This is a genomic window from Kiritimatiellaceae bacterium (assembly GCA_013141415.1).
Classification (GTDB): Bacteria; Verrucomicrobiota; Kiritimatiellia; order Kiritimatiellales; family Tichowtungiaceae; genus Tichowtungia.
In genome coordinates, this window is record JABFQY010000005.1 from 178,149 (window position 1) to 191,106 (window position 12,958).

A 12,958-nucleotide genomic window follows, 5' to 3' on the forward strand; every position below is an offset into this window, starting at 1 on the left:
GGTACTATGAAAAAGACAGTGGCCATCGTGGTTCCTTTTCTTAACGAAGAAGAAAATCTGCCAGAGCTCTACCGCCGGGTGAGCGCAGTTTTTGAAAAAGGATCGGAAGAAGTCCGGTTCGTTTTTGTAGATGACGGTTCGACCGATGGAAGCTTCGAATGTCTGGAAAAAATCCGGCAAGCCGATGCCCGGGTCCGAATTCTGCAGCTTTCCCGGAACTTTGGTCACCAGATCGCTATCACCGCCGGAATGGATCATGCCGATGCCGATGCTGTAGTCATTATTGACGCCGACCTGCAGGATCCACCTGAAACTATTGCGGATATGCTCGCCAAGTGGCGCGAAGGACTTGACGTGGTCTATGCGGTTCGTAAGAGCCGCGAGGGCGAAACCTGGCTTAAGAAATTTCTGGCCGCCTCTTTCTACCGGGTTTTCTGCCGACTGGCCAAAGTGAACGTGCCTATGAACGCAGGAGATTTCCGGCTGGTTGATCGCAAGGTAGTGGATGCGCTTAAGGAAGTTCGTGAGCTTCATCGTTTCATGCGCGGACTCACCTGCTGGGTCGGATTTCGGCAGGGGGCTGTGCATTACGACCGCGCCGCGCGCAAGGCGGGTGTCACCAAATATCCGGTCTGGAAATCGCTCCGGCTGGCCTTTGACGCCATCACTTCCTTTTCCGCCGCGCCGCTGCGCTGGATGACGGTGCTGGGCGCGCTGATTGCTCTCAGCGGTTTTATTCAGGGGGCGTGGACTGTGTTTCAGCGGATTGTGCATCCCGAAAGTTTCGAGCCCGGCTGGGCGACCGTCGTGGCACTGATCCTTTTTCTGACGGGAGTTCAGTTGCTCTGCCTCGGGTTGGTTGGCCAATATGTCAGCCGTATTTTTGAAGAGAGTAAAAAACGTCCACTGTACTTCCTGCGCAATCAGTAATCAGATCAGACGGGTAAGGGCTGTTATGGAAATGAACCGTTCATTTTGGAAAAATCGGCGAGTGCTGGTGACGGGACATACCGGTTTCAAAGGCGGCTGGCTGTGTTTGTGGCTTCAGCAGCTCGGTGCTCAGGTGACCGGCTACGCGCTGGAACCGGATGCCTCCGGAAGTCTCTTTGCCGATGCGGATATCGCCTCCGGCATGCGGTCGGTGATCGGCGATGTGCGCGATCTTTCCGCGCTTGGACGCGCCGTGGAAGCCGCCCGTCCCGAAGTGGTTTTCCATCTGGCCGCACAGCCGCTGGTGCGCGTTTCCTATGAACAGCCGGTGGAAACCTTTGCAGTTAATGTTATGGGCACCGTGAATCTGCTCGAAACACTGCGCCATGCGGGCGGCGTTTCCGCTGTGGTGGCAGTCACCACGGACAAGGTGTACGAAAATCTTGAACTGCGCCGCGGCTACACGGAAAAGGATCAGCTCGGCGGACACGATCCCTATGCAGCCAGCAAAGCCTGCACTGAATTGGCCGTGGCGTCCTACCGCCATTCATTTGCTGACTGTCCTCCTGTGGCAACCGCGCGCGCCGGAAACGTCATTGGCGGCGGCGACCGCGCCCGCGACCGGTTATTGCCCGATGCGCTCAACGCGCTGGCTGCCGGAAAGAAGCCTCTCATCCGTTCTCCGCAGGCGGTACGTCCCTGGCAGCATGCTCTTGACCCGCTCCACGGCTACCTGTTGCTGGCGCAGAAACTGGCGGAAAATCCGGACGCGTATGCATCCGCCTGGAATTTCGGGCCAGATGAAAAAAGCCACGTCTCGGTGCAGCAGTTGCTGGAAAAACTGATTGTACTGTGGGACGGTGACGCTACGTGGGAATGTGCGCAGGGTCAGCATCCGCACGAGACAGCCTTTCTCTTCCTTGACTCTTCACAGGTTCGCTCTGCGCTCGGCTGGCATCCGCGCTGGACGCTGGATATTGCGCTGGAGCAGACCGTTGGCTGGTGGAAGGCGCAGCTGGCCGGCGCGGATATGAACGCCGAAACTCTTCGCCAGATTAAGCGGTTCGAAACCGGTTTGCTGGGAGATGTATGAGCCCGCCCCTTGTTTCAGTTTGTATTCCCCTCTACAACAGCGGCCTTTATATCCGCGAAGCGATCGAGTCGGTGCTGGCACAAACCCTGACCGACTGGGAGCTGATCATCACCGACGACGGCTCTACGGATGGTTCCGAGGAAATTGTCTCTTCGTATTCCGATCCGCGCATTCGTTATCTGCTCAATCCGGAACGGCTGGGTGCGGAGGGAAATTGGAATCGTTGCGTTAACGAAGGTCGGGGGATTTACCGGAAACTGCTCTGCCACGACGACCGGCTTCATTCTGACTGCCTCGCCCGGCAGGTGGCTGTATTTGAACAGCCCGGCAAGGAGTCTGTTTCGCTGGTCACTGCTGCGCGGAGGATTATTAGTCCGGAAGGAAAAACAATTCTTACCCGACGCTGGAAGAGTTGTGACCAACAAATCTCCAGTTGCGATGCGATCCGGCAGATTGTCAGATCAGGAACCAATCTGATTGGCGAGCCCGGCTCGGCGCTGTTCCGCGCTTCGGACTGGAGTGCGCTGAATGGATTCAGCGCCCGTTATCCGTACGTCATCGACTTAGATTTCTGGTTCCAGCTGCTCAAACGCGGGGACTGCTTTTATCTGGCTGAACCGCTGTGCGACTTTCGGGTCTCTGCGCAGAGCTGGAGTTTTCAGCTGGCGAAAAAACAGAGCGGACAATTTACCGGGCTGATTTATGAAACGGCGCGGGGCGACGGCTCAGGCGTTTCCACCTTTGATTGCTTTGCGGGGAGTTGCAAAGCCAAAGCGGGCGCTTTGCTCCGTCATCTGATTTACCGGAGGGTGTGCAACATCCGGAAGGAACCGCAGAGATGAGTCACGGCGGATTTAAATGCATGCTGTGCGGTGCAACGGAGTTCCGTCCGTGGCTGACGAACTGTGCCGACTATTATCTGCAGAAGGGCAGGCCGGTCGATTATGTTGAGTGTAATGCCTGTTCACTGGTGCAGCAGTTCCCTTTTCCAGCCGATGTGAGTGCGCTCTATGCGGACTATCCAGTTCACTCTTCGCGCAACACGGTACAGCGACTCGCCCGCCGCATTTTCCAGCGGCAGGTTTATTTCCGTCCGGCATCCGGTTCGGGGCAACTCAGTCTGCTTGATTACGGTTGCGGCGATGGAACTTTCCTGCGCGAGATGCAGGGCCGGGGCAATGCGGTTTGCGGATTCGAACCCGGCGACACGCATTCCGCAGCACTTTCGAGCCAGCTCAATATGCCGATCTATAGTTCAACGGAAAAACTGTGTCAGGAGCTTGCCGGAACGCTGAATATTATTACCGCGCATTTTGTGCTGGAACATGTTTCCGATTTACGCGGCGCATTTACAACCTTTCAGACCCTGCTCAAGCCCGGCGGAACGCTTTATATTGCCGTGCCGAATATCCGCTCGTGGGAGTCCCTTCTGTTTAAAAAACGCTGGCATGGCTTAGACGCTCCACGCCATCTTATTTTTCCTGAAGCCAGCCACTTTAAGACGTTGGCAGAAGAATACGGCTTCGGCGTTCCACAGATTTCATTTGCCGCATTTCCCAATACACTGGCCGCCAGCCTGGCGACGATGCTCGCCGGACGCTGCCAGCCGGTGCTGCTGATGGGGTTGATTGTGCCTGGCTGGCTGGTGGCGCTGGGCGCTCCGCAAGGCACGCTGGCAGTCCGGATGATCCGGACATAGCAGGCCCTCCGGACAATACGGCCCCTCCGGAGCAGACTGCTGCTACCTAATTAGATGGTGACTCAGTTCCTTTGGCTGACTACATTACTCCAAAACACGCCATCAGGAGGTATTGTGGGTATACAATTTAATCCGGTTGAAACTTGCCCGGTTTGTGGTTCAGGAAATCTCAGGGCAGTTATGCGCGGCAAGGATGCCGACAGCCTGCGTCTGAATTATTCGATTTTGCAGTGTCCGCAATGTCAGGCCTGTATAACCAATCCGCAGCCCCATCCGGATGATCTCTGGAAGCTTTACGACGAACGGAATTCCGCAGACTTTGCGCCCTCCTCAAGAAGCATCAGCCTGTTGCGGCAATACTTTTTTAAGCGTTACATCTATCGTGTCCTGCGCAATGTCAGCGGGAGACGTCTGAGAGTTTTGGATTACGGGTGCGGAGACGGACTTCTTTCTGTATTACTGTCACAGCATCCGCGCTGCGAACAGGTCACAGCCTCGGACTTTCATTCGGCGGCACCGCACTATATCGCACGGTCAGGAGAAAAAATTTCCTATATGCCCCATCATGACTTTGTGAAAAGCACGGATCACTATGATCTTATCTTGTGCCGTCAGGTGTTGGAGCATGTTCACGATCCGGTCTCCTGTCTAAGCTTGTTTCGTAAGCGGATGAATAACAACGCATGGATCGTTGTTGAAGTGCCTAATTTTCAAACTATCTGGAGATCTGTCTTTGGCCCTAACTGGTCCATGCTCTATTTGCCACGCCATCTATTGCACTACACCCCCTCGTCGTTGTGTGCTGTGTTGAGAAAGTCGGGATTTGCTGTGAGAAAGCTGCAGCGAGGGCATTTTCCAGGCATGCAGTCTTCCTTATACCATTCTTTGGGGAGGCACTCTCCAGCTCCCGGCCCGCTGGCGGTACTCCTGTTTCCTCTGCAAGTGCTATTGGATTTTTTTTGCTGTCGCTCCAGTGTGATCGCGGCTTACGCACAAGCCTCAGAGTCTCAGGCGGCAATTTGTGACAACGAAAATGAAAGCCGCTGACAGTTCTAGAACATCGGGAAAGGTAAAATAATGGTGACAGAATCTTCCAGACCTTGGAAAAAACTCATATGGGCGGCGGTGCTTATTCTTTTTGTCGGTGGGGCTCTGCTTCGGATACAGATGCTCGGCTATGCACCGTTCCGCAGCGACACCATGGAGTTCTATAAACTGGCGCTGAGAAACCAGAACATTATTGAGCTCTGGAAAAATCCGCCTTGGGTGAATCAGATCCCCCTTAACGAGACGTTCGCTCTTCTGCTAGTCAAAGCCGGGTTGCCCCCGACGCCGTTTATCGTGTGTCTGCCGTTTGCGCTGATGGGTATTCTGGCTCTCTTTTTTGTCTGGCGTTTTTCCCGCCGCTGGTTCGGTGCTGGCGCGGCTCTGCTGACCTTGCTGTTGGCGGTCTTTAATCCATACCAACTCTATTTTTCCCGCACGGCCTATCATTATTCCGGCGCAGTCTGCTGGTCGGCAGCGCTTTTTCTGGCCTTCTGGTCGATTAAAGAAACGTTACAGCGGAATGAAGCTCCGACGAAAAAACAACTGGGGTTGTGGTTTCTGGCCGCCGTTGCAGCCTGCCACATGCACATGTCTGTATGGGTTGTTGCCGGGCTTCAGGGGGTGCTACTGCTAATTCTGGGCTTTAAATTAAAAGGAGAAGAGCGAGCCCGGTTTTTTGTGTCGTTTCCCATCGGCACGGTTATGTTTGGCATTTTGATGCTCCGCTGGATTATCCGTGCGGTGAAGGCCGTTCTGCTCGTCTCCGGAGAGCACGGAACAGGACAACTCGGCGCTTCCGCCGGCCCGGAGTTCCTGCGGCTGCTTCCGGCCTACTTCGCTGGCGAAAATATTTTTGCTATCGCGCTACTTTTAATTTTCATCGCGCTGGCAGTACTGGCGCTTTTTCGTTCGTCCGATGAACTTCGCCGCTTCCGCTCGCTGGCGTGGATTTGCGCTTTGCACATTGCGGTATTGATGCTCTATGTCGGCCTTGTCGGCGGCGGCGTCGCAAAGATCGCCTACTTCTCAGCCGTCTGGCCGCACTTCATTCTGCTGATTGGCATCGGCTCCTATCTGGGAATCCGGGCGCTGCCGGGAAGGGTATTGCGCATCGGAATATTCGTCCTGCTGGCTGGCGGATATATCGCACTCACGGCGTTGCCGGATCGGGCGATCATTCACCTCGAAGGAAAACCGACGCCGTATTACAAAATCAACGACTGGGTTTTGCACAATCTGCCCGTCGGAACGCCGGTGTTAACCGACCGTTGGTTTGAGCCGTGGAATGAACTGGCTGTACACAATCCCGGTGGCATCAACTACACCTTTACCGTTCCCGACGAACCGGTCGAAACCTACCGCCAACTCAACTGGCCCGCGACCGTTGAACAGTTTTTCGAAAAATATCCGGACGCCGCGTTTCTCGAACTCTGTCCCGGCCGGTATGAAGCGCAACTGGGCCCGTGGACTTTTCCGCAGCGCTATTTTGCCCGCGTTGCCTCCGTCACAAATGATGCCGCCATGGTCATGCGCCGGTTCAAAGTGTTTCCGGCGGAGGACTATTCTGCGGTCAACACCAACCGGGTGGTCGTGCGGATTTTCTACAACACGACGGAGGATCTGATCTCCGCCGCCCGCCGTCAGGGCCGCGACGTCCTCCGCCTTTACGGCGAAGGGTGGGGCTATGCCAAGCCCGGCTGGCAGCAGGGCCGTTTCGAGGATTACCGGATTCTCAAACAATCGGCGTCCATAGACATCTATAATTTAAAAGATATTGCGCTGAACGGATCGCTCGAAATATCCGCTGCAACCGCAGAACGTCCCAAAACCATTTCTGTGAATGGAGTAACCACGGGTTTTGCATCCGGGCGTATACGGACGTGGACAGTTCCGCTGGTGCTTCAAGCTGGCAAAAACACAATTCCATTCGCCAGTCCGTCCGCCGATCCGCTGTTTGTTCTCGATATCAAATGGAGTAAGTCCGAATGAAAATCAAATCCTGTTTGGCCGCACTGTTTTTGATTCTCAGCGTTGGCTGGGTGTACAAAGTAAATTTTCTGGATAAGCCGGTGAATGCATATGCACCGCCGGCTTTAGTCGGCGAAGTGCAGGCCTCCGGGCGGATTGAGGCTCAGGTAATTACCGACGGAGCACGCGCCGCCCGGTTTGTCTGGCCGGGCGGAACAGAATTTAAACCGTTCGAAATTCCGCTTTCTGTCGGCACGGAACCGCTTCTCAGCATTCGGCTCGATCCGCTACCGGATCGCACCGGAACAGTGCGGCTGAAAAACGTGCAGTTCCGTAGCAGTTCAGGGAAACTGACGCCGATCGCGGCTTCTGGGTGGGACTCGTTGAATCCGCGTTCTGTGCCGCAGGTTGAAGGGGATACGCTGGTCATTTCACGACTGGGCGCGGAGGATTATCCGGCTTTGCTTCTGAAAACGCCCGGTCCGCTGGATACGGCGGTGGACGGATTTCCTCGTGTAACCGAGTCCGGCGTGTGGCTTCTTTGGGTTCTGTGCGGAGTCTGTGTCCTTGGGCTGTTAGCGGTTCTGCTAAAGGTGTTGTGGTCGGCTCGCACAGAAGAGCGTTGGCTGCTCGGCGGGTGCTTCCTTCTACTGCTGGGTCTGCGCTGGCTGACGATTTTCCATTTTGGTTTTTCTTCGCCTTTCTGGGACTACTGGCAATTCCCTTGGACGGTCTACTTTCCCTTCGAAGACGGAACCCTTTCTTGGAAATCACTCTTTGCACCGGTCAATGAGCACCGCATTTTCTTCACCCGGGTCTTTTCGCTGTTCAGTTTCCGGATGAATGGACAATGGGATAACGCCTATGAGGCGGCTCTGAATTCTTTTTTCTTCGCCTTATCCTGCTTCGGATTAATTTTGGCTTTGTGGCGCGCCGCCGGGAAACGCCATGCCGCACTGATCGGCGGACTGACGGTTGTATTTTGCGCTCTCCCGTTTTCATGGGAAAACACGGTGTGGGCCAACCAGTCTCAGTTCTATTTTTTTGCCGGGTTTTCTTTTCTGGCCTTCTGGCTGATGGGACTCAGTCGTCCGTTTTCCGCCCGCTGGTGGCTGGGCTGCGCCGTCGCGTTCTGGGCAATGTTCACAGTTGGTTCCGGCATGATGGCCGTGGCGACAGTTGTCGGACTTTCGATTTACCGATTGTTGCGCGACCCGCGTGGCTGGCGCTCCGTTGCGCCGACATTGCTGGCCGGATTGGCGATCGCGGCACTTAATTATCCATTCATGGTTCAACAGCACAACTACGGGATGCTGACAAAAAGTGTTCAGCAGTTTTTGGCCACCTTCGGCAAGACCATGTCGTGGCCGTTTGTCAGTCAGATATGGTTCTGGCCCTTGTTGTGGCTTCCGCTAGGCGGATTAGTGATTTCCGCTTTCATCTCGCGGCGAAAACCAGATCGGCTGGAACTTTGGATTGTCGCACTGGGCGGCTGGTGTCTGCTCAATGCCGTCGGCATGGGACTTTACCGCGGCGGATTTTCCGGCGGTCCCGCCTCGCGCTACATGGACATCACTTCGCTGGCCGCGCTGTGTAACGCGCTGGCGCTTCTTTGGTTGTATCGTAACGTAGGACAGGCTTCCAGCCTGTCTAAACAGCCAAGATGGCTGTCCTACATTGAAAATAAACCGTGCACTCGATGGTTTACTGCGGGTTGGGCTGCACTGATGATCTACGGTGTGATGGCGATCACTCTGCACGAACTGTCTGTTCCGGCGGCACAGCGCATTGCGTGCCAGCACCGCGCGATCCGCAATACACTTCAATTTCAGCAAAAACCGGAACTCACTTCCTTGATAGACAAAAAAGCCGAGGAGCTGCCTTATCCAGACCCGTTGGCTTTAATCAGTTACTTGCGCAGCGACCGGGTCCGCGCAATTCTTCCGACATCCGTCCGACCGCCGCTTCCTCTGAAAATTGAAACGCAAACCGGTTTTGTTTCCCCGGGTGTTTACCCCGCCCTTCAAATTGATCTGATTGAACCTTCGTGGGGTTCCTATGGGAGGGAAGGCGATCGCACTGTTGGCAGATTGCGCGCCCGCATAGCGCAGACGCCTGCTTATCCCTGGCTCGTGTTTCCTGTTCTTAACCGTTTAGGCCGTGGTTTCGAAACCCGATTGAGTGTGACGGATGAAGTGTCCGGCAAAAAAAGTTTGGTAAAAGGATTGGTCGAACCGGACATCCTCTGGAACCCGCTGACGGTCAAATGTCCGGGCAAGGCAAATCTAGTGATTGAGGCCGAGGATTATGATCCGGTGGCCTGGTTTTCTTTTAATGCGCCGCGCGAAAAAAGCACAGTCAGCGTCTGGTCTGATCGGATTCTGGCTTACAGCCTTTGGCCGGTCTGGGGAGGGTTGATCTGTATCGCATGGGGCGTTTCGATCTCGCGAAAGAATCAACTGCGACGGATATAATCGCCGCGCGCGAGCCGGTTTTCCAGCCAGCAGTAGAGGACGATGAAAAGATAACGCCCGCCCATTTCTTTGATCTTCAGTTTCGACTCGCCTGCTTTGCGATTGGTCCATGAGATCGGAACGGTTACGAAACGGTAACCGCGAACAACCGCTTTCAATGGCATTTCCACGGTGAGGTTGAAGTGCGGCGACAGCAGGGGCTGAATGCCTTCAATCACTTCTCGCCGGTAGCATTTGAAGGCGTTGGTGATATCGTTGTGGCCGAGGCGGAAGATTGTTTTAATAAAACCGTTCGCCATCCGGTTCAGCACCATTTTGTGCTTCGGGTAATCAATGATTTTTGAACCTTTAATGAACCGCGAGCCGAAGACGCATTCGGCGCCCTTTTTCATTTCGCGGTAATAAATGACGATATCGTCCGGATGGTCGGAGAGATCGCCCATCACGACGCAGGCGCACTCTCCGCGAAAGTCCTGCAGGCCGCGGCGCACGGCAAACCCAAATCCGTTAGGCGGAGCGTTGTTGATATACCGGATGTGCGGATTTTCAGCCGACAGCTTCTTGAGAATTTCTTCTGTACGGTCGCGGCTGTTGTCGTTGACGACCAGAATTTCGTAATCATCAATCTTTTCCTGCGCGAACCGCGCGGCAATTGCGTTGCAGGTTTCGGCGATACAGCCCTCTTCGTTGTGAGCGGGAATGACCATGGAAAAAAAAGGTGTATTGTCCATACAGCTCCGGCGGTTAACCAAACACAGATTCCAGTTCGGTTTTATTTTGTTCGATCCATCCGGCGATGTCCCGCAGGGTTTCTTCAACGCTGCGGACCGGCTTCCAGCCGAACTGTTTTTCAATCCGTGTATTGTCGGTCAGGTAAACCGGAATATCCACTGCGGCAGTTTCCGGTTGCGGAGTGACAGGAACTTTCTTTCCGGTGATTGTCTGGCAAAAGGACGTCAGCTCTTGAAGTGAAACAGATACTTCGCGTCCGCCGCCAGCATTGAAAACGCTGCCGTTCCAGCAGTTTGGCTGTCCGATTTGTTTTACAATCAAATCAAACAGATCGCGGATGTGCAGCAGATCGCGTACTTGCTTGCCGGTTCCGCCGAAGCCGATATATTTTAGCGGCTTCTGATAAATATGCCGCGCCAGCCAAAGTGTGATCACTCCTTGATCCACCCGTCCCATCTGGCGCGGGCCGGTCAGCAGTCCGCAGCGGTTGATCAGTCCTTGCATCCCGCAGTTATAGACATACTCCTGCAGAAACTGTTCGCTCGCCAACTTAGTCGCACCATAAAAAGAACGCGCACCTTCCAGCGGAAAGTTTTCAGCGATTCCTTTTTCCGAGACTCCGGGCAGAGATTGTTTCGCGTCCAGTTCAAAGCGGGTTTCCGTTTCTGTGTAGCCGAGATTCCGGATCGGCTCAATCGGATAGACGCGGCTGGTGCTCAGGAACAGCACGGCGGCATCGTTTTCGCGTGCGGCTTCCAAGCAGTTGACGGTTCCGCTCAGATTGATATCAATCACCTTGCGCGGTGAACCGATGGTGCCTGCATGAACAGACGGCTCGGCGGAACAGTCAATCAGTAGGTCAAATTTTTCCAAAGTCTGGAAATCATCGCGGCAACGCACATCGCCGTGAATAAAATCCACGCCGCATTTGCGCAGGTACGCCAGATTCAGTTCGCTTCCGCGCCGCATTAGATTGTCGAATGCGGTCACCTTAATGCCTTCGAAGTGCTCTTTGAACAACGTCGCAAGTGAAGAGCCGGCGAAGCCTGCGCCGCCGGTGATCAGGATGTGGCGAAACTGCATATTTAATTCCTTTTTTAATGCACACCGAATTGCTGTCTGATTTACTCTCTTCCGTTCATTAAATCCAGTAAGGAGTTGCCGAAATGAGTATATGTCTGGTGACAGGATCCGCAGGGCTGATCGGTTCGGAAGCAGTTCGCTGGTTCGCGGAAAAAGGAATGGACGTGATCGGCGTCGACAATGACATGCGCGCCGCCTTTTTCGGCGAGGAAGCTTCAACCCGCTGGAACCGCGAGCGGCTCGAAAAAGAGCTGGGACGGAAATACACCCACCACAGCATCGACATTCGCAATGTAGACGGGCTTCAAGCGCTTTTTAAAAAATACGGCAGTCAGATTGAGCTGGTCATCCACACGGCCGCGCAACCATCGCATGACTGGGCTGCCCGCGACCCGCAGACCGATTTCAGTGTGAACGCCAACGGTACACTCAACATGCTTGAATGCGCCCGGCAGTTTTGTCCAGACGCTGTTTTTATCTTCACCTCCACCAATAAAGTCTATGGCGATGCGCCGAACAGCCTGCCGCTAGTTGAATTGGAAACCCGCTGGGAGATTGATTATGCCCATCCGTATTTCAAAGAGGGCATTCCGGAAAGCATGTCGATCGATCAGTCTAAGCACTCGCTCTTCGGCGTCTCCAAAGTTGCTGCCGATGTGCTCGTGCAGGAATACGGACGCTACTTCGGTATGAAAACCGCCGTATTCCGCGGCGGCTGCCTGACCGGCCCGATGCACTCCGGCACCGAACTGCACGGGTTTCTGGCTTATCTGATGAAATGCGCGGTTACCGGACGCAGATACAGCATCTATGGTTATAAGGGCAAACAGGTGCGCGACAACATTCACAGCCGCGACTTGATCGCCTGTTTTGACGAAGTATTCCGCGCCCCGCGCAGCGCCGAGGTTTACAACATCGGCGGCGGACGCTTCAGCAATTGCTCCATGCAGGAAGCGATTGCCATGTGCGAAGAACTCACCGGCAAACCGATGAATGTGGAGTACAGCGAAACCAACCGGATCGGCGACCACATTTGGTACATCAGCGATCTCTCTAAATTCAAAGCACACTATCCGGCGTGGAAACAGCAATATGACGTTCCGCGCATCCTGCGCGAAATTTATGAATTCACGGCTGCTGAAAACGCCTGATTGTAAATATCAGGCGGCGCGGAGGGTTTCGACGGCGGTTTTGCGGACGTGCGGCGGCATGTCGAATTGGTAGGTGACGAACTTTTCCATCACGCGCTCAATCTGCGTTATGTGCGCCAGACTATAATTAGTCGCCAACACTTCTTCGGGCGTTTCCGCCTGCTGCCACGCTTTGAGCAGGGCGACTGATTCCGGCGCGAGCGGTGTGGATGGGATACGGAATTGTTTGGCGTATTCGGGGCTGATGATCCCTCCATGATCCGCCGAAAATCGTCTCGCAGTCCTCAGTCCTCCGTCTTCGGTCTTCTGCTCATCGTCTTCCAGCAGGATTTGCTGGCCTTGAAATTCGGCAAACTTCAGATCGAACCAGACGAGGAACGCGGGATGGCGTCCGTATTCTTCGGCATGACCGAGCATTTCCTCAAAGAATTCGAAGCGGCCCGGCTCGTGGCCGTGGCGCGGCGTCGTTTTGGCAAACAGCGCCGAAATGTAACCGGCGGCGGCGCAGGCTCGCCAGTCGGTGCGGAAAACGGCTCTCTGATGGAGCATGGAGCATTCTTTAGCGATGTGCGTGCCGCGCTCGGTGCGGTCATAGAAGAGCAGTTCGCTGGTTGAGAAGAGATCGTACTGTCCCCGGAAGATGCTGTTCTTGCGTTGGTCGCCTTTGATTGCCGTCGAAAGTTTCCCATAGTGCGCCGTCAGCCAAGTGACGATGCGTGACGTATTTGACACGTCCGCCCAATAAAGCGGAACGGCGCTGGTTTTTACAATGGGCATGGGA

General features: G+C 54.7%; 11 protein-coding genes. 8 read left to right on the plus strand and 3 right to left on the minus strand.

The window, feature by feature from the left end; all coding sequences use genetic code 11:
• Positions 1-6: 6 nt before the first annotated feature.
• The 7 genes from HOO88_07915 (at position 7) to HOO88_07945 (ending at position 9,211) form a co-directional block, all read left to right on the plus strand.
• Positions 7-930 carry a glycosyltransferase family 2 protein gene (locus HOO88_07915; protein NOU36681.1) on the plus strand — a complete coding sequence of 308 codons (924 nt, stop codon included), beginning with the start codon at positions 7-9 and terminating at the stop codon, positions 928-930.
• Between the two features lie 25 nt (positions 931-955).
• Positions 956-2,023, plus strand: coding sequence for a CDP-glucose 4,6-dehydratase (gene rfbG, locus HOO88_07920; GenBank protein ID NOU36682.1), 1,068 nt, complete (start codon positions 956-958; stop codon positions 2,021-2,023).
• A complete protein-coding gene (locus HOO88_07925) occupies positions 2,020-2,865 on the plus strand; it encodes a glycosyltransferase family 2 protein (GenBank protein ID NOU36683.1) in 846 nt (281 codons plus the stop codon). Before rfbG ends, HOO88_07925 begins: the two co-directional genes overlap by 4 nt.
• Positions 2,862-3,722: a class I SAM-dependent methyltransferase gene (locus HOO88_07930; protein NOU36684.1), complete on the plus strand. Its 861-nt coding sequence runs from the start codon at positions 2,862-2,864 to the stop codon at positions 3,720-3,722. Before HOO88_07925 ends, HOO88_07930 begins: the two co-directional genes overlap by 4 nt.
• Positions 3,723-3,836: 114 nt before the next feature.
• Complete coding sequence (locus HOO88_07935) at positions 3,837-4,769, plus strand: class I SAM-dependent methyltransferase (GenBank protein NOU36685.1); 933 nt, start codon at positions 3,837-3,839, stop codon at positions 4,767-4,769.
• Positions 4,770-4,799: 30 nt separating this feature from the next.
• Positions 4,800-6,758 carry a hypothetical protein gene (locus HOO88_07940; protein ID NOU36686.1) on the plus strand — a complete coding sequence of 653 codons (1,959 nt, stop codon included), beginning with the start codon at positions 4,800-4,802 and terminating at the stop codon, positions 6,756-6,758.
• Positions 6,755-9,211 (plus strand): hypothetical protein, encoded by a 2,457-nt coding sequence (locus HOO88_07945; protein NOU36687.1) that lies wholly within the window; start codon positions 6,755-6,757, stop codon positions 9,209-9,211. The genes HOO88_07940 and HOO88_07945 overlap by 4 nt, the downstream gene beginning before the upstream one ends.
• Here HOO88_07945 and HOO88_07950 read toward each other — a convergent pair.
• Positions 9,193-9,942 (minus strand): glycosyltransferase family 2 protein, encoded by a 750-nt coding sequence (locus tag HOO88_07950; protein ID NOU36688.1) that lies wholly within the window; start codon positions 9,940-9,942, stop codon positions 9,193-9,195. The genes HOO88_07945 and HOO88_07950 overlap by 19 nt on opposite strands.
• 13 nt (positions 9,943-9,955) lie before the next feature.
• Positions 9,956-11,026, minus strand: coding sequence for an NAD-dependent epimerase/dehydratase family protein (locus tag HOO88_07955; GenBank protein ID NOU36689.1), 1,071 nt, complete (start codon positions 11,024-11,026; stop codon positions 9,956-9,958).
• 83 nt (positions 11,027-11,109) lie between these two features.
• Here HOO88_07955 and HOO88_07960 point away from each other — a divergent pair, with 83 nt between their 5' ends.
• On the plus strand, positions 11,110-12,177 hold the full coding sequence (locus tag HOO88_07960; protein ID NOU36690.1) for an NAD-dependent epimerase/dehydratase family protein: 1,068 nt from the start codon (positions 11,110-11,112) through the stop codon (positions 12,175-12,177).
• A 9-nt stretch (positions 12,178-12,186) separates the two neighbouring features.
• Here the strand turns inward: HOO88_07960 and recO are convergent, their stop codons facing one another.
• Entirely contained in the window at positions 12,187-12,954 is a 768-nt protein-coding gene (gene recO, locus HOO88_07965) for a DNA repair protein RecO (GenBank protein ID NOU36691.1), read from the minus strand.
• Between the last annotated feature and the right edge of the window lie 4 nt (positions 12,955-12,958).